This is a genomic window from Pedobacter sp. BAL39, assembly GCF_000170795.1.
In the GTDB taxonomy this organism is placed as follows: Bacteria; Bacteroidota; Bacteroidia; order Sphingobacteriales; family Sphingobacteriaceae; genus Pedobacter.
This window is the reverse complement of sequence record NZ_ABCM01000005.1, coordinates 180,164-204,379: the sequence shown is the minus strand read 5'-3', so window position 1 is coordinate 204,379 and position 24,216 is coordinate 180,164. Positions and strand designations below refer to the sequence as shown.

20 protein-coding genes are annotated in these 24,216 nt (G+C 48.9%); 4 read left to right on the top strand and 16 right to left on the bottom strand.

Going from position 1 to position 24,216, the window contains the following annotated elements; all coding sequences use genetic code 11:
• Window positions 1-20 precede the first annotated feature (20 nt).
• Genes PBAL39_RS08905 through PBAL39_RS08890 form a run of 4 tightly spaced genes read left to right on the top strand, consistent with a single transcriptional unit; the run spans window position 21 to window position 7,380 of the window.
• Window positions 21-1,673, top strand: a complete 1,653-nt coding sequence (locus tag PBAL39_RS08905; RefSeq protein WP_008240520.1) for a sodium:solute symporter — start codon at window positions 21-23, stop codon at window positions 1,671-1,673.
• Window positions 1,674-1,692: 19 nt separating this feature from the next.
• On the top strand, window positions 1,693-2,502 hold the full coding sequence (locus tag PBAL39_RS08900; protein WP_008240517.1) for an SDR family NAD(P)-dependent oxidoreductase: 810 nt from the start codon (window positions 1,693-1,695) through the stop codon (window positions 2,500-2,502).
• Between the two features lie 12 nt (window positions 2,503-2,514).
• Window positions 2,515-4,857, top strand: a complete 2,343-nt coding sequence (locus PBAL39_RS08895; RefSeq protein ID WP_008240515.1) for a glycoside hydrolase N-terminal domain-containing protein — start codon at window positions 2,515-2,517, stop codon at window positions 4,855-4,857.
• Window positions 4,858-4,863: 6 nt separating this feature from the next.
• The gene (locus PBAL39_RS08890) at window positions 4,864-7,380 is read left to right on the top strand and encodes a glycoside hydrolase N-terminal domain-containing protein (protein WP_008240514.1); all 2,517 of its coding nucleotides are present in this window, start codon (window positions 4,864-4,866) and stop codon (window positions 7,378-7,380) included.
• A 25-nt stretch (window positions 7,381-7,405) separates the two neighbouring features.
• Here PBAL39_RS08890 and PBAL39_RS08885 read toward each other — a convergent pair whose 3' ends face one another.
• The 16 genes from PBAL39_RS08885 to PBAL39_RS25305 form a co-directional block, all read right to left on the bottom strand.
• A complete protein-coding gene (locus tag PBAL39_RS08885) occupies window positions 7,406-7,837 on the bottom strand; it encodes a response regulator (RefSeq protein WP_008240513.1) in 432 nt (143 codons plus the stop codon).
• Window positions 7,834-9,324 carry a PAS domain S-box protein gene (locus tag PBAL39_RS08880; RefSeq protein WP_008240512.1) on the bottom strand — a complete coding sequence of 497 codons (1,491 nt, stop codon included), beginning with the start codon at window positions 9,322-9,324 and terminating at the stop codon, window positions 7,834-7,836. The genes PBAL39_RS08885 and PBAL39_RS08880 overlap by 4 nt, the downstream gene beginning before the upstream one ends.
• Before the next feature lie 423 nt (window positions 9,325-9,747).
• Window positions 9,748-10,857, bottom strand: coding sequence for an MraY family glycosyltransferase (locus PBAL39_RS08875; RefSeq protein ID WP_008240510.1), 1,110 nt, complete (start codon window positions 10,855-10,857; stop codon window positions 9,748-9,750).
• A complete protein-coding gene (locus tag PBAL39_RS08870) occupies window positions 10,854-11,426 on the bottom strand; it encodes a WcaF family extracellular polysaccharide biosynthesis acetyltransferase (RefSeq protein WP_008240509.1) in 573 nt (190 codons plus the stop codon). The genes PBAL39_RS08875 and PBAL39_RS08870 overlap by 4 nt, the downstream gene beginning before the upstream one ends.
• Window positions 11,398-12,282 carry a glycosyltransferase family 2 protein gene (locus PBAL39_RS08865; protein WP_008240508.1) on the bottom strand — a complete coding sequence of 295 codons (885 nt, stop codon included), beginning with the start codon at window positions 12,280-12,282 and terminating at the stop codon, window positions 11,398-11,400. Before PBAL39_RS08865 ends, PBAL39_RS08870 begins: the two co-directional genes overlap by 29 nt.
• A 5-nt stretch (window positions 12,283-12,287) precedes the next feature.
• Entirely contained in the window at window positions 12,288-13,442 is a 1,155-nt protein-coding gene (locus PBAL39_RS08860) for an XrtY-associated glycosyltransferase XYAG1 (RefSeq protein ID WP_039866322.1), read from the bottom strand.
• On the bottom strand, window positions 13,411-14,838 hold the full coding sequence (locus PBAL39_RS08855) for an exosortase Y-associated Wzy-like protein (protein WP_198139798.1): 1,428 nt from the start codon (window positions 14,836-14,838) through the stop codon (window positions 13,411-13,413). Before PBAL39_RS08855 ends, PBAL39_RS08860 begins: the two co-directional genes overlap by 32 nt.
• Entirely contained in the window at window positions 14,831-15,988 is a 1,158-nt protein-coding gene (locus tag PBAL39_RS08850; protein WP_008240505.1) for a glycosyltransferase family 4 protein, read from the bottom strand. Before PBAL39_RS08850 ends, PBAL39_RS08855 begins: the two co-directional genes overlap by 8 nt.
• Entirely contained in the window at window positions 15,985-17,280 is a 1,296-nt protein-coding gene (locus PBAL39_RS08845) for a hypothetical protein (RefSeq protein WP_008240504.1), read from the bottom strand. Before PBAL39_RS08845 ends, PBAL39_RS08850 begins: the two co-directional genes overlap by 4 nt.
• Window positions 17,271-18,491, bottom strand: a complete 1,221-nt coding sequence (locus PBAL39_RS08840) for a hypothetical protein (RefSeq protein WP_008240503.1) — start codon at window positions 18,489-18,491, stop codon at window positions 17,271-17,273. Before PBAL39_RS08840 ends, PBAL39_RS08845 begins: the two co-directional genes overlap by 10 nt.
• The gene (locus PBAL39_RS08835) at window positions 18,488-19,546 is read right to left on the bottom strand and encodes a glycosyltransferase family 4 protein (RefSeq protein WP_008240502.1); all 1,059 of its coding nucleotides are present in this window, start codon (window positions 19,544-19,546) and stop codon (window positions 18,488-18,490) included. The genes PBAL39_RS08840 and PBAL39_RS08835 overlap by 4 nt, the downstream gene beginning before the upstream one ends.
• Entirely contained in the window at window positions 19,503-20,501 is a 999-nt protein-coding gene (locus tag PBAL39_RS08830) for a glycosyltransferase family A protein (protein WP_008240495.1), read from the bottom strand. The genes PBAL39_RS08835 and PBAL39_RS08830 overlap by 44 nt, the downstream gene beginning before the upstream one ends.
• Window positions 20,486-21,292 (bottom strand): glycosyl transferase, encoded by an 807-nt coding sequence (locus tag PBAL39_RS08825; RefSeq protein WP_157273950.1) that lies wholly within the window; start codon window positions 21,290-21,292, stop codon window positions 20,486-20,488. Before PBAL39_RS08825 ends, PBAL39_RS08830 begins: the two co-directional genes overlap by 16 nt.
• A 208-nt stretch (window positions 21,293-21,500) precedes the next feature.
• Window positions 21,501-22,454 carry a glycosyltransferase gene (locus PBAL39_RS08820; protein ID WP_008240492.1) on the bottom strand — a complete coding sequence of 318 codons (954 nt, stop codon included), beginning with the start codon at window positions 22,452-22,454 and terminating at the stop codon, window positions 21,501-21,503.
• Window positions 22,447-22,992 carry a DapH/DapD/GlmU-related protein gene (locus tag PBAL39_RS08815; protein ID WP_008240489.1) on the bottom strand — a complete coding sequence of 182 codons (546 nt, stop codon included), beginning with the start codon at window positions 22,990-22,992 and terminating at the stop codon, window positions 22,447-22,449. The genes PBAL39_RS08820 and PBAL39_RS08815 overlap by 8 nt, the downstream gene beginning before the upstream one ends.
• On the bottom strand, window positions 22,977-24,215 hold the full coding sequence (locus tag PBAL39_RS25305; RefSeq protein ID WP_008240487.1) for an ABC transporter ATP-binding protein: 1,239 nt from the start codon (window positions 24,213-24,215) through the stop codon (window positions 22,977-22,979). Before PBAL39_RS25305 ends, PBAL39_RS08815 begins: the two co-directional genes overlap by 16 nt.
• Window position 24,216: the final 1 nt, after the last annotated feature.

Sequence of the window (24,216 nt, the reverse complement as noted above, 5' to 3'; positions counted from 1 at the left end):
ACCATTAACACCATCACCATATGATTCATACAACCGACCTGCTGATCAGCATCTTTTATGTCACCGCCATCCTTGGTATCGGACTATGGGTAGGCATCAGACATAAGAGGCGCAGCAAAGCCGGTGCTGCCGACCAGTACTTCCTGGCCGGCAAATCACTGCGCTGGCCCGCAATCGGACTGGCCCTGTTTGCCACCAATATTTCCACCGTACACCTGGTGAGCCTTGCCCAAAGTGGCTTCGATACGGGGCTGCTGAACGGTAATTTTGAATGGATGGCAGCCTTCACGCTGATCTTACTCGCACTTTTTTTCGCTCCCTTTTATATCAAGTCGGGCGTGGCAACATTGCCCGACTTCCTTGAAAAGCGGTATGACAGGGCGAGCCGCGACTGGCTCACGCTGGTGTCCCTGCTTTCGGCGGTGATCATTCACATCGCCTTTTCCATGCTTGCAGGAGGTATCGTTTTGCATACTCTTTTTGGGATCAACATGTACACCAGCATGATCATCATCTCGGCCATCACCGCCGTATACACTATTGTTGGTGGACTCAAAGCAGTAGTTGTTACGGAATCCATTCAGACGGTGGTGCTGCTGGCGGGTGCGGCCATCATCTGCGGTGCCGCGATTTATAAGATGGACGGCTGGGAACCGATGATGAATGTCCTTCGTGCATCCGGTGAGACCGATAAGCTTTCCATGCTGAGGCCTCATGGCGATTCCAGTGGAATGCCCTGGTATGCGGTGATGTTAGGTTATCCGGTGCTGGGCATCTGGTACTGGTGCGCCGACCAGACGATTGTGCAGCGGGTGCTGGGTGCCAGAGATGAAAATCATGCGCGTATAGGACCGATTTTCTGTGGTTTCATCAAAATTCTGCCTGTTTTTATTTTTATTCTTCCGGGCTTATTTGCCTACACGCTGGCCCAGTCCGGCAAGCTGGACCTGTCGGCAATTACAACCGTAGGCAGCATGGGTGAAAAGGTGGTCAACAGCAAGGGGATCTATACCCTGATGATTACACAGTTGCTGCCAACAGGCCTCGTGGGCGTCTTGATTGCGGCGCTGTTGTCAGGGCTGATGAGCCAGATCTCAGGTGCGCTGAATGCGATATCCACCATGGTCAGTTACGATATTTACGCCCGTTACCGTCCGGGGCTGAGCGATCAGCAGCTGGTGAAGGCAGGGAAGATTGCGGCGGGGCTGGCACTTGTATTTTCGTTGTTCCTGCTGCCGCTGCTCGACCGCTACGAGAGCATCTTCAATGGGCTGAATGACATCATCTCGCACATTGCACCGCCAATCACCTGCGTATTCCTGCTGGGGATTTTCTGGAAGAAAGCTTCCGCCGAATCAGCTAAATATACGCTGTGGATCGGTTCTGCTTTGGGCGCTCTGGTGTTCGCGCTGAACAAGCTGTTTCCACAACTGCCAACATCGTCAGTGCCTTTTCTAATGGTAGCCTTTTACCTGTTTTGCATATGTGTGGTGCTGCAGGTGGGCTTCTCTTATTTATACCCTGTGAAACATACTGCAGAAAGCAGCAAACTATACTGGAAATCATTCCGGGAACCACTGCAGTCGCCCGGATGGGCTGGTGCAGGAAACTACAAAGTGCTGTCGCTGCTCCTTTTTGCGGTAATGGCCGTATTATTTTATTTGTTTAGGTAGCCTATTCATTCTCTTCATCATGCAAGTTTTAAAAGATAAAGTTATTTTCATCACCGGCGGATCCAGGGGCATTGGACTGGAGTGTGCCCACAAATACAAAAAAGCGGGTGCCAGGGTCGTCATCATTTCGAATGATCCCAAATCTCTGGATAAATGCCGCAAGGACTATCCTGAGCCACACCACCTCATCCTGTGTGACATCTCCGTTGCCTCAGATGTAGAACATGCCATCGCCGAGACCCTCAATAAATATGGACGCATAGATGTGATCCATAATAATGCAGGGATCGCACATCCGTCGAAGCCCATTCATGAAACTACCGACGAAGAGTGGACAGCACTGTTTAATGTAAACCTTAAAGGGGTTTATCATACGACTAAGTTTGGCATTGAGGCATTGAAGGTAACACAGGGCTGTGTCTTGAATACCAGTAGCCTGGTTGGTGAGATTGGGCAGGAGGACCATGCTGCTTATGCTGCAACGAAAGGAGCAATCAATGCGTTGACCAAATCCATGGCACTGGATTATGCGAAGTATAAAATCCGCGTCAATGCTGTGGCTCCGGCGGGGGTGTGGACGGAGATGCTGGAAGAATGGGAAAAGGAACGCCAGGACAATGGAGGCACCCGATCTTATCTTGATGGCATCCATGCATTGGGCTATTGTCCGGAAGGAGATGTGGTGGCCGATGTCTGTGTGTTCCTGGTATCAGCGCAGGCGAGGTTCATCACCGGTGTGATCATGCCGGTAAGTGGTGGTGCCGAGCTGGGCTACAGACGCATTGACCAGAAAAAAGATAATAATGAAAAAATCAATATGACAACCTAATATTCTCCTGACATGATGCGCAAATCTATTTTCCGATACCTGATGGTCCTTTTGATGCTCTCTTCGAATGGCGTTTTTAGTCAGGCTAAACTAAAGTTATGGTACGAGCATCCTGCACAGAAATGGGAGGAAACGCTGGCGCTGGGTAACGGCCGTTTGGGTATGATGCCCGACGGGGGCATCACCAGAGAGACCGTAGTACTGAATGACATCACCTTATGGTCTGGTGCTCCGCAGGATGCCAATAACTATGAGGCCAGCAAGAGCCTGCCACAGATCAGGAAATTATTGGCCGAAGGGAAAAATGACGAAGCGCAGGAGCTCGTAAACAGGGATTTTATTTGCACTGGTAAAGGCTCCGGGGGCGTCAACTATGGTTGTTTCCAGGTGCTGGGTACACTTCAGATGAACTTTTCCTATCCTGGTGCGACTGCAGATCAACTAAAAGATAATGGTTATCACCGCGAGTTGTCTATTGGCGAGGCTATCGCCAGCAGCAGCTACCAGATTAATGGGGTGAAGTATAAAAAGGAATATCTTACCAGTTTTGACGATGACATCTGTCTGATCCGCATTACAGCGGATAAGCCTGGGGCGCTGAATTTCAAGGTGTCCATCTCCCGTCCTGAGCGGGGGGAGGCCAGTATAGCAGGCCAGGAGCTGCAACTGCAGGGGCAACTGGATAATGGCATTGATGGTAAGGGAATGCAATACCTGAGCCGCGTGCGTGCAGTACTGAAAGGTGGAAAACTGACAACTGAAAAGGAGGCGCTTGTGATCAGCAAAGCCACAGAGGTCATACTATTTGTAGCATCGGGTACTGATTTCAGGGCATCCGACTTCAGGATGAAGACCGAACAGGTGATGGCTGCAGCCATGAAAAAAAGATATGCTTTACAGCGCAGTAACCACATCCGCAATTTTCAGCATTTATTTAACCGGGTGTCGGTCAGTATTGGTCATCAGCTGATGGACAGCGTCCCTACGGACTTGCGCCTGGAAAGATTTCATAAAAATCCTGCCGCAGACCTGGGTTTTCCGGCTTTATTTTATCAGTTCGGACGGTACCTCAGCATCAGCAGTACCCGCGTAGGGCTGTTGCCGCCAAACCTGCAGGGCTTGTGGGCTAACCAGATACAAACACCATGGACCGGGGATTATCACCTGGATGTGAACGTGCAGATGAACCACTGGCCTGTGGAAGTCAGCAACCTGTCTGAGCTGAACCTGCCACTGGCGGAGCTGGTACGCGGCCTGGTGAAGCCGGGGCAGCGTACTGCAAAGGCTTACTACAATGCGGATGGCTGGATTGCACATGTCATCACCAATGTATGGGGATTTACGGAACCAGGAGAAAGTGCCTCCTGGGGCTCTTCGAATGCCGGCTCCGGATGGCTTTGTAACAACCTTTGGGACCATTATGCCTTCAGCAATGACAAGGAATATCTGAGGAGTATTTACCCGATATTGAAAGGCTCTGCAGAATTTTATAACAGCGTTCTGGTAAGGGATGAGGAAACAGGATGGCTGGTCACGGCACCTTCGGTATCACCGGAAAACAGTTTTTACCTCCCTAACGGCAAGACCGCAAGTATTTCTATGGGGCCAACCATCGACAACCAGATTGTCAGAGAGCTGTTTGGGAATGTAATTGCTGCATCCGAGATGCTGGGATTGGATGCTGGTTTCAGGGCAATACTGCAGGAGAAGCTAAAATCAATCCCTCCGGCAGGTAACATCAGCAAAGATGGAAGGATCATGGAATGGCTGCGGGACTACAAGGAAACAGATCCTCAGCACCGGCACATCTCACACCTGTACGGATTGTATCCGGCAACGCTGATTACCCCCGCAGGAACGCCTGAGCTTGCTGAGGCGGCAAAGAAAACACTGGAAGTGCGTGGTGACGATGGCCCGAGCTGGACGATTGCCTATAAGCTACTCTTCTGGGCAAGGCTTCAGGATGGGGAGCGTGCTTATAAGCTGCTCACCGAATTGTTAAAGTCTACAACACGGACGGACATGAATTACGGTGCCGGGGGCGGCATATATCCTAATTTACTATCCGCAGGTCCCCCTTTTCAGATTGATGGCAACTTTGGTGGTGCTGCAGGGATCGCAGAAATGCTGATCCAGAGCCATGAAGGTTATATTGAGCTCCTGCCCGCCGCACCCGCGGCCTGGAAGGCTGCGGGCAGTTTCAGCGGGCTGAAGGCAAGAGGTAACTATACGGTCAACGCCAGCTGGAAAGAAGGAAGGGTGACCGATTTCAAAGTGATGGCACCCTTTGCACCTGCAAAGGTGAAAGTGAAAGTGAATGGTGAAGTGAAAGAAGTCCTTTCTGTTAAAATTTAAGACCTGATGAAGTTAACGCAAATATACTTCCGCAGCCTTGCGGTGCTCGGCTTCGGTATGCTCGTTCCTTTATGTTCTGCGGCTGTTCCGCTGATGTTGCAACAAACCGATACACTGGTAAACAGCATCAGCCTTGCAAAAAAACACGGCATCGTGTTCCATAAACCGGCTGTTGATTTCTTTGAAGGTGCCCTGCTGGGGAATGGTGCCATGGGTGTCGTGGTGAACACACGCCCTGATGCGGTGCTGCTCCGTTTTGGGCACAACAATATCTGGGACATCCGGCTGGCCGAGCACAATAAAAAAGAACTGGGTACCTTTCAGTCGGTGTTCGACAAAGTGAAGGACATTGATGCAAAGTTGCCCAACCTGACAGACGATGCATGGTACAATGCTTACAACCGGATGTCTTCGGAGAACTACAGCAAACCTTATCCACGGCCTTTTCCATCTGGTTCTGTATTGCTTGGCTTCGATCGCAGAAAAATACAGCTGCTCGGCCATGAGCTGGATATCTCCGTAGGCCTGTGCACGGTAAAACTGCTGACTGCTGATGGGCGGCATTTGTTCTTGAAAATATTCACCGATATGTTGGAGGACCGACTTTGGATGCGGCTGACAGATGCTGAAGGGAAGCCCCATGCGAATGTTTTCAACAGGGTGAGGGTGCTGACTGACCCCTCGACGCCGGGAGAATTCCCTCAGGCGCTGCTACAGGAGTCGCTGCAACGTGGTATGATGTCCTTCCGGCAGGTGTTGCCCAGACAGGAGTCTGGTAAGGCGGATTCAGTGCAGGGCAACGACCGCGCCTTCCGGCTGACGCTTCGGGTAAATGATGTGCTGATGAAAAAGAGCCGTACCAACTGGAATGGCAACCAGGAAGACATGGCACAGCTGGAAGCTGCGCTCACTAATGAACGTCCCTTTCTGGCGAGTGTCTCGCTTGAGGAGGGGCTGGCCGATCTGCTGGGTACTCAACTGAAAGATGAGGGAATGCCCGCCGAATCGGGATTGCTAGAGGACTCGCGCCGCAGTATGGAGGTATGGAGGGAGTACTGGAATAAATCAGGGGTCTCATTGTCCGACAGTTTTCTGGAAGAAATGTGGTATCGTAACCTGTACTTCTTTAATTGTGCCGCCAAGGCAGGTGTTACCTGTCCGGGATTGTTCGCCAACTGGAGTTACGGCAGCATCGGCACTGCCTGGCATGGCGACTATCACATGAATTACAATACACAGCAGCCCTTCTGGATGACCTTTTCCTCCAACCACCTGGAGAAGAATACCCCTTATGTAGACCTGATTGAGGCGCTGATGCCGGTCAGCAGAAAGTGGGCAGCCGACTATTATGGTCTGCCGGGTGCTTATTTTCCACACTCGGCCTTTCCTGTGGAAATGACGATGAACCCTTACCCGGTACCCGATTGGGGCTGGGAGCTGAGCGAGACCCCCTGGGCAGTGCAGGGGTTGTGGTGGCATTACCTGTATTCGGGCGACCAGCAGTTTTTGGCAGATAAAGCCTATGAGCCTTTGAAGGCTGCAGTGGAATTTTTGGTAGCCTATATGATGCGCGATGATGCCCATGGCGGCACACGCTGGAAGGACAACCGCTACCACATTTTCCCAAGTGTGCCTCCTGAACTTTATGGGCTGCGCCCGGGCTTTAAATATAATTATGACAATGCCGTAGATCTGACGCTGACCAAGTTCGCCTTTCATGCCTTTAAGCAGGCAACGGGAGTTTTAAAAACGACAGGAAAAGAAAAGGCGTTGCTGAAAAAAATAGACCTGATTTTGGCCAACTATCCCGACTACCCGGAGGCGGTTTCTGCAAAGTACGGTCGCGTGATGGTATCGGTTCCGGAAGAACATGATGAAATCGTATACAATGTTCCGAATGCCCTGATCACGGTTTTTCCGGGGGAGGACTTCGGACTGCATAGCTCAGAGCAGCGATTGGAATTGTTGCGCAATACTTATCGTAACCAGCAGAATGAGGGGGGGAATGACCTGGTATTTATCAACCTGCAGGCTGCCCGGATTGGGATGTTAGACCTGGAAGAGTTTAAAAGACAGGTGAGCTATTGCCTTTTGCCAAACGGGACGGCTACCGATATGGTGATGCAGACCGGAGGACGATATAACGATCATTCCGACTTTGGCTACATGTCTAAGATGGGTGTTTGGTTCGAGAATTTCGCACTTCCGGCGGTTGTGAATGAGTGCCTGCTGCAGGGCTACCAGGGGACGCTGCGGTTCTTTCCTAACTGGCCTAAGGACAAAGATGCCTCCTTTAGTAATTTACGTGCTGCCGGGGCTTTCCTAGTGAGTGCCCGTCTGGAGGGGGGTAAGGTTGCTATCATCGAGGTGCTGAGTGAGAAAGGCAGCGAGCTGTCTGTTGAAATTCCATGGCAGGGGAAGACAGTAGTCGAAAGTGCCCGCGGGAAGGCCGTCGCTGACGGAAAGCGCTTAAAGCTAAAAACGCATACCGGCGAACGGCTCCGCTTCTATCCACAGCAGTAGTAATAATGATAATAGTAGTAGCAGCTCAGGATAGCTTTTTGAAGTTGGCGCCGATGACCTCCTCCAGCACTCCCGGCTGAAGCGGCTTGTTCAGGAAGGTGACAACTTCTTTATGGCTCTCCGCCCTTTCTCTGTCTGCGGGGTTCAATGAGGTGGTGAGCATGATGATGATGATCCTGGCCCTGGTTTCGATTTCCATTTGTTGGTAAGCTTCCAGAAACTCCCATCCATCCATGGCAGGCATATTGATGTCGAGCAGGATCATCTCCGGTAAGGTGACCTCATGCCCCGCATATTTTCCTTTTTTTGTCAGGTAGTCCAATGCTTCGATGGCCGATGTTAAGGCCTGCACTTCTGCTTCGATGCCAGACTTCTTAATGACCATTTTATGAAGAAAGTTGGTGGGCGTATCGTCATCGACGAGCAGGATGCAGTTGAGGCCCTGGAATTGTGTCATAAGTTGTCTATGTATTTTGCGATGGTGAAATGAAAAGTGCTGCCTTCTCCGAGGACGGAGTGTACCCAGATGTCGCCTTTATGGAGCTCAGCGATTTTTTTACAGTTGGCGAGGCCAATGCCGTTGCCTTTGTATTCATCCCTGTTATGTAAACGCTGGAAGATCATGAAGATCTTATGGATATACCGCTGGTCCATACCAATGCCATTGTCACTCAGGCTGAACTGCCAATGTTCGAGGTGCTCCTCTGCACGGATTTCAATGACAGGTGCAAGGTTCTTTTTCCGATATTTGATGGCATTGCTGATCAGGTTTTGAAACAGCTGAATGAGCTCCATTTTTAACCCCAGTAATACCGGAAGTGGATGGGATATGATGGTGGTATTGGTTTCTGAAATTAGCTTATAAAGGTCTTTTTCGATGTCCTGAACAACGGCATTGCAATTCACTTCCGTCAGGGACTTACGCGTGCCGATCCTGGTATAGTCCAGAAGGCCATGGATGAGGTTACGCATGCGGTCGGCGGATTGCTCAATCATATCAGTAAACATACGGCCATCGTCATCGAGCTGTTCATAGTACTGTTCTTTCAACAGCTCATTGAAACTGGAGATGGTTCGCAGTGGCTCCTGAAGGTCATGTGAGGCGATGTATGTAAATTGTTCCAGCTCGCTGTTTCTTCGGGAGAGGTCCAGCATATGCTCCTCGTGGGCCTTCTCGGATTTTCTCTTCTCCGTAAGGTCTCTTGTGACTTTCGAAAAGCCGGTAACGATTCCTTCGTCATCATAGAGCGCTGTGATGGTGACAGATCCCCAGAATAAGGTACCATCCTTTCTCACACGCCATCCGTCCTGCTGTGCCCTGCCCTGGTCTCTCGCCGTGGCGATGATTTGATCTGGAACTTTGTTTTTCCGGTCTTCCGGTGGGTAAAAGAGCCTGAAGTTTCTGCCTATGATCTCGGCGGGGAGGTATCCTTTGATGCGTTCAGCGCCCTTGTTCCAGTTTTCAATATTGCCTTCAGCATCCAGCAGGACAATCGCGTAATCCACCACTTCGGAGATCATTTTGTGATAGCGGTCTTCGGACTTGCGCAGCGCATCTTCGGTTTCTTTGATGGCCGTCATGTCGCGGATAATTTTCGTAAAGCCGATCACCTGTCCTTCGTTATGGATGGCCGTGATCAGGACGCTTCCCCAGAAGCGGGTGCCATCTTTGCGGATGCGCCAGCCTTCATTGGTGACTTTTTCATTTCTTGCCGCCTCGTTGATGAGTTTGGTGGGGAGGTTGTCGATGAGGTCTGCCTCAGTATAGAAGATGCTGAAGTTTTTGCCGATGATTTCGGCTGCGGTATAACCCTTGATTTTCTGTGCCCCCTTGTTCCAGTTTTCGATGTTTCCATTTTCGTCCAGCAAGACGATGGCGTAGTCTTCGATCTCCTCCACCATTTTGAGCAGGCGCTGGTGGGAATTTAGATAAGTTAAAGACATAAAAAACCTTTTAGCATTGGCATTATCGATCTGGGTTTTGTTTTTTTGACCTGAAATGCTGAAAATTCTGACGCAGCTTTCCCTGCGAATCTTTGCATCTCGTTTTTTATTATCTTATTCATACCCACATTTTTATAAAAACATCCCTCGCTTCAACGGATAGAAGCGCGTGTATATACGAATAAAATGCAGCTTTAGTTTTAATGTAAGGAAAATGCGAACCGTTGATTTGCTTTTTTGACGTTCTGTTTGACCGAGTCAGATGTGATTTTCCTATTTGTTAGTGTGATTTGATGAGTGCGGTTAATTAGCGGGATAATCTCATCTCTTTTTTGTTAAGGGGTGTTTTCATGGCGGGGTTGAATGCCGGCATGCCCTGGATTGTGGCACTGGAGGGGGGGATGAATGGATGTAGCCGGGGAATTAGCTGTTGAGCGGTTCTGTTTGTTTGATGGTATGTGGGCCAGGTGTTTTTAGCTTGATGATCAGCGCGGTTACCCAGTTGAAGAGGATATAGGCGATTCCTGCGTAGGTGATGAGGCTGGCACTCCCGGAGTCTGCAAACGCAATGGCCAGTACGATGCCGGTCATATTGATGGAGATCAGTATAGCGGTTGCCTGCAGGTGTGTCAGGCCGAGTCGGAGCATCATGTGATGGGTATGATTGCGGTCGGCCCTGAATGGGGAGGTTCCGTTTGAGGTGCGGATGAGGAGAACCCTGATGGTGTCTGAAATGGGCCCCATCAGGATGATGATGGCAATGGCGGGGGTTGCATATACCTGGTTGAAGGTACCTGGGGCATCCTCAAGTGAAAAAAACTTCAGCGCCATTACGGATGAAATCAACCCGATGAGTAAAGAGCCTGTATCACCCATAAATATTTTCGCCGGACTCAGATTGAATTTGATAAAACCCAGGATGGCACCTGTCATGGTCAGCGACACTGTTGCGAGTTCCATCTGGTGCATGTAAATAAAGAGGATGGAGAAGCTGCCATTCACGAGAATCCCTGTGCTCGCGGCAAGGCCGTCGATGCCATCAATGAGGTTGAAGGCATTGGTGATGAACATGATGAAGAACACCGAGAGGATGATGCTGCTGACCAGGTTGAGTTCGTAAATGTCAAACAAACCATATAGGTTGGCGATCCTGATTTTTCCCGGTACGACGAGGATCATGGATGCCAGGAACTGCAGGACAATCTTAGTGCCCGGGTTTACGCCCGAGAGGTCATCTTTGATGCCCATCGCGAACATCAGGATGCAGGAGGCAAGCAGGTAATTGATGGGGATGACGGTATCGGCAATGCCAAAAAGTAAAAGTGTGATCGTGAAACTGACGAAGATGGCAATGCCGCCTAGCCTGGGAATTTCATCACTATGGCTCTTACGATGTTTGGAAAGGTCGTCATAGAGCTGGTGCAGTTTCGAGACATGAATGATGGAGGGAATTGCAATCAGGCTGATCAGGATAGAGGAGCCGAGCTGCAGTGCGTAAGAAAAGTACTGGTGATGGGTAAGGTATTCTTTCATGCGAATGTGATTTGGGAGGGGCTCATCCTGCGGCTACGGACTTTCAGCGCAGGATTGCCCTGGTAAATGGTATAGGGCTCCATATTTTTTGTGGCGACGGAGCCGGTGCTGAGCACTGCATGGGCCGACATCTCTATGCCCTGATTGAGTATCGCTCTGGCGCCTACCCAGCAGCCCTCGTGCAGGGTGATGCTGCCAGTAATGAGGTCGAAGGCCGGGCTTTTGTAGTTGTGGCTGCCCGTCAGCAGCATTGCCCCCTGAGAAAGACAAACATTGGGGCCAATGTGAACGGTCACGAGGTTATCAATCCATACTTTTTCGCCAATCCAGGTGTGGTCACCTACGGTGAGGTGCCATGGATATTTGACGTTCACCGCATGGCGAAAGACAACCTGTTTGCCAATCTTAGCACCGAATAAGCGTAGGATCGCCACTTTGATGGTGCTGGAAGGGAGTATGCTGGTTTTGAATAACAGTGCACTGGTAAAAAACCATAGTGCTCTTTTGAACCTGCCTGCACCAGGGTGGTAGGTGTTATGGTTATAACTGGAGAGATCTGTTTGTTGCATTTTTTTTATCGGTATTCAGCAGTTGTCTCTTTTCATATATTTTGGCATCGATCAGGAACCTGAACCAGAAACCCTGCAGGAAATGAAAAATCAGCCCGCGGCGCCCATCCAGGAATCCGAGTTTCAGGAAATAGCGGATGCCGAAGTAGAGGAAAGGCCTTAAAAAGAGTGGGAAGCGCTCGTAGAGGCGTTTTAGCGATCTGCGCTGTGCCATCTTGTTGCCGAAGATGTCGGGCTGCAGGCTGTCCAGTTGTGCTGTGCTGTTTAACTGCAATTGTTGATCTGCTTCCAGCGTTGCCCAGTGGTTGTGCCGGTTGGTGAATGTCTGTAAAGAATCGGTAATGATGTCAATGATGTCGCCACGGAGGATTTTTGTTTTTCCCCGGACGACAAAATGCTGGTCATACAGTTTGTCCTCACAATAGCCGCATCCCTTCCTGAAAATGGCGGCCTGATAAGTGGGGTACTGACCGCCATGTCTGATCCACTTTCCGAGGAACATCGTGCGGCGGCTGACGAGAAAGCCAGCAATGGATTCATTTTCAGGAGCTGTTGTGGCCACCTGAAGTTCCGCAATGAGCTCCGGGCTTAGTCTGTGGTCGGCATCTATATTGATGATCCACTCGCTGTTGACTGGCAGGTACTGCAGGGCCCAGTTTCTTTGTGCACCATAATTGACAAAGGGGTGGTGGTGAATGCTGAGCGGGTAGCTCGCGCAGATTTCCAGGGTGCGGTCGGTAGATCCGGAATCGACGATATGGACATCTGCAGGTAAACCTTGGATGCTTTCGAGGCAGGCCTGAATGTTACGTTCTTCGTTGAAGGTAAGGATAATGACCGTAAAAAGGAGTTTCAAGGTGGTTAACGGTTTTGCAGGTAAACTGATTGATACATGTTTTGATATTGATGAAGCAAGTGGCGGTCGTCAAAGTCGACGCTGATGCGTTGCGGTGAGCGCTCACGGATCATTGCCAGCTGCTCCCTGTGTTGATCTGCGTAATGAAGAAATCTACTGAGGGTTTCCACATCATTGCTGCTGACCCAGCCCAGTTGATTGCTACTGACATAGTCTGCCAGTCCTACACCGGTACCCAATAATACTGCAGTGCCCACACTCAGGCTTTCGATTACCACATTGCCGAAGTTCTCATCATGCGATGGCAGAACCAGCAGGTCATGAGCTGCGAGCATCCTGAATTTATCCTCAAATGCAAAACCCTTCCAGGTGATGTGTTGCTCCAGCTGGAGATCTGCTGCAATTGTTTTTAGTTGTTTGATGTAACTGTCTGTCCCATTTCCGGCAATGGTCAGGTGAAAGGGCCTTTGCTGAAATCTCAGGGCCTGTAGTAAGAGGTCCAATCCTTTTTTTTCATCTATCCGCGATAGGAATATGAGCTTTAAAGTAGCATCCTGGACTTTGGTTGCTTGGTGTTCCTTCGAGAGAGGATTTACTGGCAACTTCACAAAGTTGGCGATCGTAAAGGTTTTTCTGGATGTGCAGCGTGTCTGTACGGTTTTAGTTTCATGAGATGTGGTGGTGTGGATGTAACACCGTGAAAGGAGGGGTTTTCCCAGCAGTAGATGGAAAAGTGCCTTCAGGCCGGTATGCCTTTTGTTAAAAGAGTAATTGCTTAAGGTCCCTCTTGGTGAAAGTACTACCGGAACACCACGCAGTAACGCAATGGAGCAGGAAAGTACGGAAACCAGGTTCCACCAGGCATGGATATGGATCACGTCGAAACGTTTGACGTTGTTCCATAGTTTAATCAGTAGTGAGGGCGAAAAATGACTGTGGTCTTTTGTAAGTCGCTTGAAATACCATACCCTCACACCGTCTACCAGATGCATGCTGTCAGGAGATACATTAAGCTCTGTACTTCCATTCGCAGTCGTGGAAAAGACCTCCAGCTCGTAATCCGCTGTTTGTAGTGTTTCAGTCAGTTTGGCGACAGACATTACGGGCCCACCGTAACAATAGGCCGGTTTATACGATGCGCTGATCTGCAGGATTTTCAATTCGTTTCAGTATATTGATGTGTAACAAAAATTTAAAGATCAGGTACATGGTGACGTAGCTCCATATGATGGCGTTGAGGAGAAATTCAAAGCTCTGTCCACGCCAGAATACCTGGAACAATCCCGTAAAGAAGACCGAGGTGCCAAGCAGGTATCCACCAAATAGCTTTTCGGCTCTGTTGGCGATGAATTGGCAGATGGCACCGTAGCCAAGAAGAAAAATAAATATGCCCGGTACGCCTCCTGATAGGTAACTGTCAACAATGAATGCTGGTTTGGCAGATACCGTCGAGTTTTTGGATACGACACCTGCGGCATATACCCGTTCCATCACCTGATCTTCTGTGATTGGTTTTGATGGCCATAATGCCCTCGGGATAATGGCTGTAAGTGCCTGCGTTAACAATTGTGTACCATAGAAGTCGACGGTGGACGGTGTGCTGTCCAGGTATTTTGTAAACATATCTATTTCACTTAAACGGTAGGCAAAAAATGGCCAGTTGCTTTCTTGATCTGCATGGTGCAGGATACTGTTCAGAGCCATCTTTGAAGCTTGAGCAGTGGATTGTGTCCCAAACCATGCGTGTTGTCTGAAGACCCGGTTATAGGTGGGCAATACCAGAAACAATGCTACCATCGTTGGAATGAAGATCAGCGCGACAGTCCTTCTGTAGGAGGGGTATAGGAAGATTCCCAGAATCAGCACACTCAGAATAACGGGTTCCTTAAATCCGGAAAGGAGGGCTCCATACAGATTGAAGCCATACATCAGCATTGAGGCCATTATGCGGATGATATTTCTTTCGGTGATGGACATGGCCAGCGACAGCGTGGCGGCGATAAAAGTCAATGAGTCAAAATGATGAACAAACTGCGCCAGCGCTGGAAAAAAACGGAATCCAAGGGAAGCAGCAAAGCTTGCCAATGTGATGTTGAAAACCAGAACCGACAATTTTCGTGCGTTACAGGTATATTTTCTGCGAATAGGGTACTGCATGATGATAAGTATGCCACTTGTGAATGCCGCATGTCCAAGGCAATAATAACGTTGGCACTGTGCAGTTAACAACAGTCTCTTCTGGTCAACCAGGTAAAAATTGCTGACTTTTTTGAAATCTATATAGCCCAATATGTCGATAAAGTAAAAGATAGAAGTACAGCACATATAAGCCGCAAAGATCACCTGTGTGAGAAAAATGGGGCGCAGGAGCTGCTGTTCGACGGGTACATCGTCGGGAAGCGGCCGTACCCAACCTTTAAGGCTGGCGTAAAAGATAAAAAATGAACCGAGCCAGGCGATAAGATAGGAAGATACCGGATGATCGGCAAGCAGGCTGGCGATGATCCATGGCATAAACAAGAGTAAATAGCGTTCGGGAGAGATAGATTTATTCATGGTTGATGAGGGCCCCCTCTATTGCATTTACCTGATTTTCGAAACTCCAACTGCTGATGATGGACCTGGACTGCCGGCCCATTTTCTTTAATGTTGATTTCCCTTTGTTGATCATCGCTCCAAGCTGGACTTCAAAGCTGTTGTCGGAGCCCGACCGGAAAATCAGGCCGTTTGAATCGGTAACCAGATCTACGGCACAGCCTACGCGGTCTGACACGAGTAGGGCCACACCACTTGCCATGGCTTCATTAACTGCCAGTCCCCAGGATTCTGACAGCGATGGCAGGCAGAAAATGTCTGCCGACTGGTATAGTGCGGCCATGCGTGATTGGTTTTGAAAGTCCATGAAGTGAATATTGTTGGAGGTGTCGGGTCTTGCCATAGCTTTCAGCCGTGCTTCGTCTCCTCCGTTGCCTGCCAGAAGCAGGTGTACACCTGTTTTATTCATGTGCAAAAACACACGCAATAAAAGAATTACATTTTTGACGGGTTGGAATTTCCCTGCGTACAATACCAAAAGTTCGTCTTCTTTAATGCCAAGCGAATGACGTAATTCTGCCGCTTCATGCTGGTGATCTGCCATGAAGCGCTCATTGTCGATGGCGTGCGGCGCAAAAGTCAGCCTACACTTGTTATGTGCAAATTGTTCAAAGTATGTTTTGTTATTGCTGCCGACATAAAATGCATGATCGATGTTTCTATAGACCCATTTCAAGGTGGTCCACCTCAGCAATGTTCTGGTGATGGAGATCTTGTTCAGGCAGTGGGAATCTCCGCGGAAAAATATGGGGATCCTGTTATGGAAATGCCGTAGGGTCTTTAGGTGCGCATGGTAACACCAGCCATAAACTAAAATGACGTCTGGGTGCCATGTTTCAATTTGTTCAGTAAGGGTAGGGCAGGTGATGCCTTTGAAATGATGAGATCCTGGATCTTTGGCCACATTTTCAGCCCATTGGTAAGGGTAGCCCTTTAACAGGGGAATGTCCCATTTTATTTTTGTCATGAAGCCAGGGTCGAACTTCTCGTTTGATGTTGCTCCGGAAGTATAGAATACCATGATCTGAACATTTTTGCGTTCATGTAACAGCTGGAACACTGGAGCATAGTATTGAATAGGGTGTGTGGTGATGATAGCTAACCGTTTCATGATTTGTGTTTGTGGATCACCCTGTCGAAGAGCTGTGTCTGCAGACTGGTCAACTGTGCCGCTTCGTACTGACCAATGGAGCTCCTGAACGTCAGGGCTGGCAATTTTCCTGCTAAGAGAAGGTCGATCGTTGTCTGTAATCTATCATGGAGATCTTTATCTGAAAACGTAAGTGTAAGGGCATTTTGGACACACTGCTCAATGATTCCTGATACATTACTGTCAGGATGAAAGATGGTAATCAGAGGCTGTTTGCTTTGTAGATAAGGGTAGATCTTCGACGCCGAATATTGGGGGTCATCAGATCCTGGTACAAAAAGCGCGTCGGCGTCATGTAGTGTCAGTAGCGTATGGTAAAAACTAATCCTGTTTGTAACCTCGTTGACCAGTTGGTCTACCTGAAAATGTTTTGCCAGAGGCATGATGCTGGGGATGCCAGTGCCTTTTGGGGCATAACTCGTGCCTATAAAGTGGACACGAATGTTACTGAAGCGCTCCGGATTGCTCGTCAGGCCTTTGTGGAGGACCTCAAACAGGGGTCGGATTGCGCGGTGCATGTCTTGCCCCCCTCTTCCGATATAGACAATATTGATCATCTTCTCCGGTAATAGGGAACTGAACTGGTGTCTGTTTTCCAGTGCCACGGTAAGGTCAGATTGGGCGAATCCAAAGGGACTTACCATATAGGGGATGGCTTTGAGCCTTGGATACCGTTTTACCAGGGTAGAGATGTAATCATCGGAAACGCTGATGAGTCCACTAACGTGTCTCATGGCAATTGGCTCCATGTACTTGTGCATGCGGTAAACGAACCAGTATTTAGGAGGACGCTGGTTTTTAGGTTTCCTGACGTAATAATCGGAGTGCCATGGGTCTTGCATGTCAATAATGTAGGGTGTCTTAAATTGCTTTTTCCAGAGGGCCCCGAGTATGACAACCGGAAATTGGGTAGTAGAAAAATAGATCAGGTCAAAATGATCGTTTTCGAGCAGCTCTTTGACTTTTTTCCAGTAAAACCATAAGGATCGCAGTCCCAGGCTACCCAACCCTATCCTGGATGTCCATTTCTTATTCAGCGCAGCAACATAATGAATTTTCAGGCTTGATGGAATGTTTTGCATCAGTAGTTCGTCGGACGGCATATCCGCGTAATGCGGATGTACAGTCACCACTTCCGCTTCCCAGCCATTGTTGCTGAAATGTGGCAGGCTCATGCGGATTCTGTGCAGGTCAGCCGTGTTGGAGGGGGGGAAGTAAGGAGATATGATGAGTACTTTATGATTTACGGGCATGGGAGTGTATCGATAATTTTCAGGAACTTCAGTTTTTCTGTTTCCCAGTTTAAGTGATCCTGACCGAGTCTACAAGAGGCCTTTCTGGTTTTATCTAACAGCCCCCTGTTTTCAGCATAGCTGCAAAGTATTGCGGCGAGGGTGGATGTCCCGCCAATTTCGTAGCAATGCCCTATTTCTGGATTTGATGCCATGAACGCTTGTTGTGCAGTGGTATTGCTGGCTACAACAGCAAGTCCTGCTTGTATGTAGGTAAAGATCTTATTACTGAGGGCGAGGTCGTTGTTAATGGAAAAGCCTGGCTCAAGGGCAAGACCGATGTCAAACCGCGCAGCATGAGCAACCAGCAGCTCTGGTGTTACCGGTCCGTGAAAGAAAATCGGGTGAGCAGCATTCATCAGATTGGTAAAATATGTTTTCGTTTCGCCGTGCTGTTGGCTCCCCATCAGGTGGAGTTCAAACGTGTGTGTGCTGATGAGACGTAAAGCTCCGATAACATCCTCTATGCCACGCTTAAGGCCGATGGTCTGCGAGCACCAGAATAATCTGATCGGGTCATCAGGATGAATGTTCCTTACACTTGTTTGCCCTGGCTTGTCGGTAACATTCAGCAGGCAGACGGGACTGGAGGCAGGAAACAGTGATTGGTACGCGGCATTAATCTGTGGGCTGGAAGTGGTCAGGTATTGGAGCTCCGGGATGTATTTCTGCTCGATGTGTGTTTTGAGCTGTACGTCGTAATCCTGGTTGTCATTGCTGACTTCATATCTGTGTAAATCCTCTGCATCAAACCCGCATGGTTTGTGGTGGTGTTTTGCTGCGATGACAATCGCAGGTAATGCACCTAGATTATGGGCGATGTAGACATCAGCCTGTTGCTGTTTGACCTTACAGATCAATGACTTGCTGCTTCTGCTGATGGCTAACTTCGAAAAGTATCTCATACTCACGTTTCTGGCCAAGAATGAGCTCAGTTTGTGGCATAACCTGCTGATAAAGTAGGTTAAAGGGCTGTGGCTGGGACTGCCTCCTGCGATTATGGCCTTCCATTTCTTTGCTTTCAGCATCTGTTGGTCGAAGGGGGTGGCCCAGAAGGTCCAGTGTGCGTAAATCACAAGTACATCATGTCCGGAATTTGCAAGGGCATCGGCTTCTCTGACCATTCTAGGATTGGTCGAAGGTTGTCCGCTGCTGGCAATAACGATTTTCATTTTCTATTGATGAGTTGACGGTAGATGTTCAGATATTGGTCGGCAATCACGTCAGCAGAGAAGCGCGACACTGCATCCTTCCTTACCCGGTGTCTGTCGATGTTTTCGATTTCTCCTATTGCGGTTTCCATGTCCTTTACGCTTTCGCAACAGAATCCATTGATACCATTTATGATGATTTCTGGTAGCGCTCCACGGTTAAATCCGATGACGGGTGTGCCACAGGCCATGGCCTCAGCCATGACGATGCCGAAGGGCTCATTCCACTGCACCGGCATGAGCAATGCCAGAGCGGAACCCAGAAGCTGGTTTTTCTGCTCGTCATTTACCGGACCAATGTAGCTGACCTGATCGTTCAGAAAGGGCTTTACTGAGTTGTCAAAGTAAGATTGGTGTTCAATGGGGATATTACCGGCAATAATCAGTTTACGTCCCGTGGTTCTGGCCATCTCAATAGCAATGTGTGTACCCTTAATGGGTTCTATTCTCCCAAGAAAAACCAGGGGCGCCTGCGGTGGAACATCTGGTTGAAATCGATAGGTGCCCATTTTTACTCCGTTAAATACGGGGTAGGCCGGTGCCAGCTGAAGGATTTGATCGCTGATGTATCTGCTGCAGCCCGTAAAAGCGATACTTCCGGGCTTCGTAATCTTCAGGGCCTTTTTGATCTGCAGGATGGTTGGCTCACGCTGGTAACTCATGATCTTTATGATGTTTGCCGGCAGCACCGGCAGAAGAAGGGCAAGCCTCCCAAAGCTATGTACGACATCAAAATTGCCTCTAAAGATTGTTTTATTGACCATTACGCAGTTTTTGAGAAATTCAATTTTTCCGCTACTACTGCTGCGATAGGGAATTAATGTTGCGTTTGTTTTGGAATCCCTGTGTGCAAAGAGGCTGACCGCATGGCCACGTTCGGTGTAAGCCTGGATGAGCATGTCGATGATCCGTTCAATCCCGCCATAGAATTGAGGTGGGACCGGTATGGTGGGATCGGCAGTAAGGGCGATGTTAAGTGGTCTTTGCACGTTGCTGCTGTTGTTTTTTAAATGCATACTTTAAGGTTGCCGCGGCCTTCCAGCCCAGGAGTTTTATCAGCTTTCTGGTATATCCGCCGGCAGGAAAGGACAGGTCGCTGCCTCCCAGCTCGGTAACGCTCATTTTGGCTTTTTTACATAAGTGCGGATATTGAGGGTAGATGCTGAAGAGGAGACTTTGAAAGAGTGCTGCGGCAGATTTTCGGGCGAGTTGAGAGTTGTCCTTATGCAGGAGATGAGCACAGCTCAGCTCAATGGCCTGTAGTGCTGAAAGGTAGGCAGCCTCGGATTTATGGCCGGAGAGGCTCTCCCTGATTCCTGAGCGATAGTAGAGCATAGCATGCTGACAGAAAATGACTTTTTCGGCATTTAAAATTAACCGGGTATAAAATTCGAGGTCATCATTTAAGCTGAGACTTTCATTCCATAGGCCACTGCGGAGGACAAGGTTTCTGGGGAGCATGAAGATCCCGGGCTGAGTCATGTTCTGCGCTTTCTCCCAGGATCTGACAATCCAGTCTACTCCATTCATGTCCTGCCACACCGGCTCATCGGCCATCTTAAAGGTAGAAAGGTCTTTTATAAACCTTCCCCATCGGCCAGAGATGATACATTCCGGGTGTTTCTTCAGTAAAGCAACCTGCTGCTCGATCGCTTCCGGATTCAGGAGGTCATCGGCATCGAAAAATTTGATGTAGCTGCCTTTGGACTTTGTAAAAGCCATGTTTCTGGCGGCTGCAGCACCATGGCCATTGTTCTGGTAACACTTTATTCTTGGTTCCCTTTGCAGGTAGCTGTTGATGACTTCCATGGTATGGTCCGTAGAGTGGTCGTTAACAATGATAATCTGCAGGTGCTGATGGGTTTGTGCCAGCAGTGCGTCCAGTGTCCCGGCGATATACTCCGAGGCATTAAACGCGGGAATACAGATGGATACCAGTGGCTGCGGGATGTTATTTATAATTGCTTCCATGCGTATTTAAAATAACCTTCTTTTGAAAGGTCTACATAATGGTGTAAGGTTCCCCTGCGGAGTTTGATGTCCTGAGGTGTCGGATTGACAATATATTGGTCTCTGTCAAGTACCGTGCTTTTTTGGTCGCCAATAATCATTGCTGAGAGGGCTTGTTCCAGAAAGTAGGAGGTACCCTCCTGGTGTTCCAGCTCATGGATCCACTTCTCTATCGATTCCCATGGTATACTACTGCTCTGAAGCCCGATGATGCCAACGTTCAGAAGGTCCGGTACGGCAGATCCGCACAGGTCAGTCATCAGTGTGGTGGAGTATCCATAAGATTGTTTGCAGTCCAGTGCATGCAGGGGCTGTGTGGGGTTTTGTATCCATTGATTTAAGGTTGCCGGATTCTGGAAAAACAGCTGATCTGAATCTATCGTTACTTTCCAGGCATCTTCTGGGATGAGGTGAATGTCACTTAATTTCTTGATGTGCGGATAGACCAATCGTTTGTGGTATAATCCTGGGAACTGGGATCTGGCTAAACGCTGCTGCTGGTAGTGTTCAATTTCTTTGCGGTGTACGAGCCTGGCCCCCGGCAGTTGACGGTTGGCCTGTTCGATGAAATCTTTGTCGAAGGTGCCGTCATCAACGAGTATGAAGCGGTAGTGCTGCGTGCTGACACTACGAAGGGAATGTATGCAAAAGAGCGTCTGATACAGAAAGTCCTTGCCTGTCAGGATGTAAACCGGAAGACCTGAGCTTTCACTATGTACCGGTTCGAGAGCCAGTGATTGCTTTTTCATCATCTTTTTTGCATGCTGTATAGACTGATAATTGAAATATCCCCCAAAATGCCTGTAACGTTTCAGTGCGGATGCGGGAGTTCTGTAAACAAGATTTATGACGCTTTGAAACATATTACGATGTTGCGCTTGTTGGCTTAGGTCTGAATGCTGCCAATTGTTTTCCCCTCATGATGGCTGGTTGCTCAATGTATCTGAAGATAAACCCCGGCTATTCATGCTGATGTCTTCTTTTTTTTGGTGTATTGGCGGCAAGTCCTTCGAAAAGTCCGCAGGCGGACCGCCACCTGATGTTTTCGCTTGTGCCTTTCCAGACACGATGACTGAAGAAAGATTTCAATTTCCTGATGGGTACTGTCCAGGGCTGGATGTTTCTCCATGGTAGGATGTCGTGCGCCCTTAGTAAGGATACCCAGGATTTGTTGCTTTCCTGAACCAGCCTGGCGATGTATGTTGCCTGCATTCTTGAAGGAGGAATGACGTGTGTCAGCACCAACGATGGGAAGTAACCTACCGCATATCCGGATTTCAGCAATTCCAGTATGATGTCATTGTCTCCTCCGGAGCTAAGGGAGCTCCCGTTGCGGTCGGTGATGGCCGTGTTTGCACTTTTTATAAGGTAGGTGTCCAGGGCGACTTTGCGGATCACCATGCCTGCACCTATTGGTGCTGAGGAGGGATAGCTATGGTTCCAATGGCTGATCAGGATTTCGTTGCCAAGATCGCGCAGTGCCAGGTTATGATGAAACTCTGCCAGCCATGCTGGTGGAGTTGCGAGGAAGAGTGGCCTGATTTTTCCACCAGCAGCGCCTATGTTTTTATGCTGTTGCATGATGTGGAAGGCATTGACCAGAAAATCCTCATGAAGAAGGTTGTCGTCATCAACCATAATAATTATGGGAGCGGAAGCATTTGTAAATCCACACCTCCTGGCGTAAGTCAGACCTTGTTTTTTTTCCACCAGCATTCGCGCTGCCGGATGCCAGGAGAGATCAAGCTGCTGATGAAAGTTGTTGGATGAGTTGTTGTCAATGATCATAAGTTCCCAATTCGCTAAAGGAAGCGTCTGCTTTCGCAAGGCTGCTAACGTCCCGGCAATGGTTTCAATCTCCGGGTTGTAGGTTGGAAGGATCACTGTAATCAGCTTTTGATGAATGTCAGTCACGGTATCTGATGATTCTTACTGGGTTTCCTACTGCAACTGCATATTCAGGGATATCGATGTTGACAATGCTTCCGGCACCGATGACCGCCCCCTTGCCAATGTTGACCCCACCAAGAATGGTACAGTTGGCACCAATCCAGACATCGTCATGAATGGTTACCGGCAAAGCCAGGTCGGGCTCATTTTTTATGAGACGGTCTTTGCCTGGGATGGTGTGGTTGGACGATACAATGCAGGTGTGCATAGAGATTAGGCAGTATTTTCCGATATCCACATTTCCATGGCCGTATATGACTACATAGGGGCCAATAAACGTCTCCTTTCCGAGATTTACCGCTCCTCCATAACTGTGGATGACTGTGCCCGTGCTGATTTTTACTTCATCCATCAGTTGTATTTTTCCTGCCGAGGGTTTCTCAAAAAACGGTGAATGAAGGTGAAACATGACATTGCGTTCCAGCTGGACACCTTTGCTGATGCTGATCCCGGCCAGACGGGCCCGGAAGATCCTGTATATGTTGTTTAACTTAAGGTCCATGACGCCGGAAGTTTAACAGGACCGATTATATTAATGTCGTGGTTTGCCGGACTATAATTGCCTGAGATCAGTTCAAACGTTAAGTGATCAGGTTTCTCATCATAATTTTGTCCCTCATCACCAAGATAAATACTGATGGTATACAGTCCTGAATACAGGGGCACGTCCATGATGGTGACCGTAGCCTGGCCATTGCGAACGCTCTTTCCGGTGTTGTTACCGGGATGTAGGTTGAAGTTGGTGCCAAAGATAGGGCTTCCTGTAGCTGTTTTCATGACGAGTCCTATGTTGGGCTGTTCAATTAAAAATGGGGATTCAAAAGAGATCGTGCATTTGAAATGTCCCTTGGAGAGGTATGTAGGGTCGACTTCCACCCGTCTGATTTTTGGACGTTCGAGTCCAGGTGTCCGGTCTTCGACAAACAGTTCGCTGTCCTGTTGAAGGTAGGTGTTGACTACTTCTCTGGTATTTGCAAAGCTGTGCAGCCGTCCTGCCTGCAGCAGCATGGAATGCCTGCATAGCTGCATAATGGCGTCCATGTTGTGGCTTACAAAAAGTACTGTTCTTCCCTGTTGCTTGCTGACGTCATCGATCTTCCCGAGGCATTTTTTTTGAAATGCCGCGTCGCCGACAGCGAGGACTTCATCTACCACAAGGATTTCGGAGTCCAGGTGTGCTGCAACAGCAAAGGCGAGCCGTACATACATTCCTGAGGAGTACCTCTTTACAGGTGTGTCTATATACCGGGAGACACCTGAGAATGCGATGATTTCATCTAAATTTTTCTTGATTTCAGCTTTGCGCATCCCCATGATTGCACCATTGAGAAAGATGTTCTCCCGTCCGGTAAGATCGGGGTGGAAGCCTGTGCCTACCTCAAGTAGACTGGCGATACGTCCCCTGATCTTCACCGTGCCATTAGTTGGTAAGGTGACCCTGCTTAGAATTTTCAGCAGGGTACTCTTCCCTGCTCCATTTCTGCCGATAATGCCCACGGTGTCCCCACTTTTAATCTCGAAATTCAGGTCCTTCAGACTCCAGGAGAGATCGTTCTTACCGGACGTTTTCTGTTCTTCCTGGTTGCCTATCTTCAGGAAGGGGTCTTGTCTGCCCCTGGCTTTTGCCCACCAGCGCTCCAGGTCTCTGGACAGGGTGCCGGTGCTGATCTCTCCCAATAGGTAGGCTTTGGACAGTTGCTCTGCGATGATGGCGGTATTGCTCATT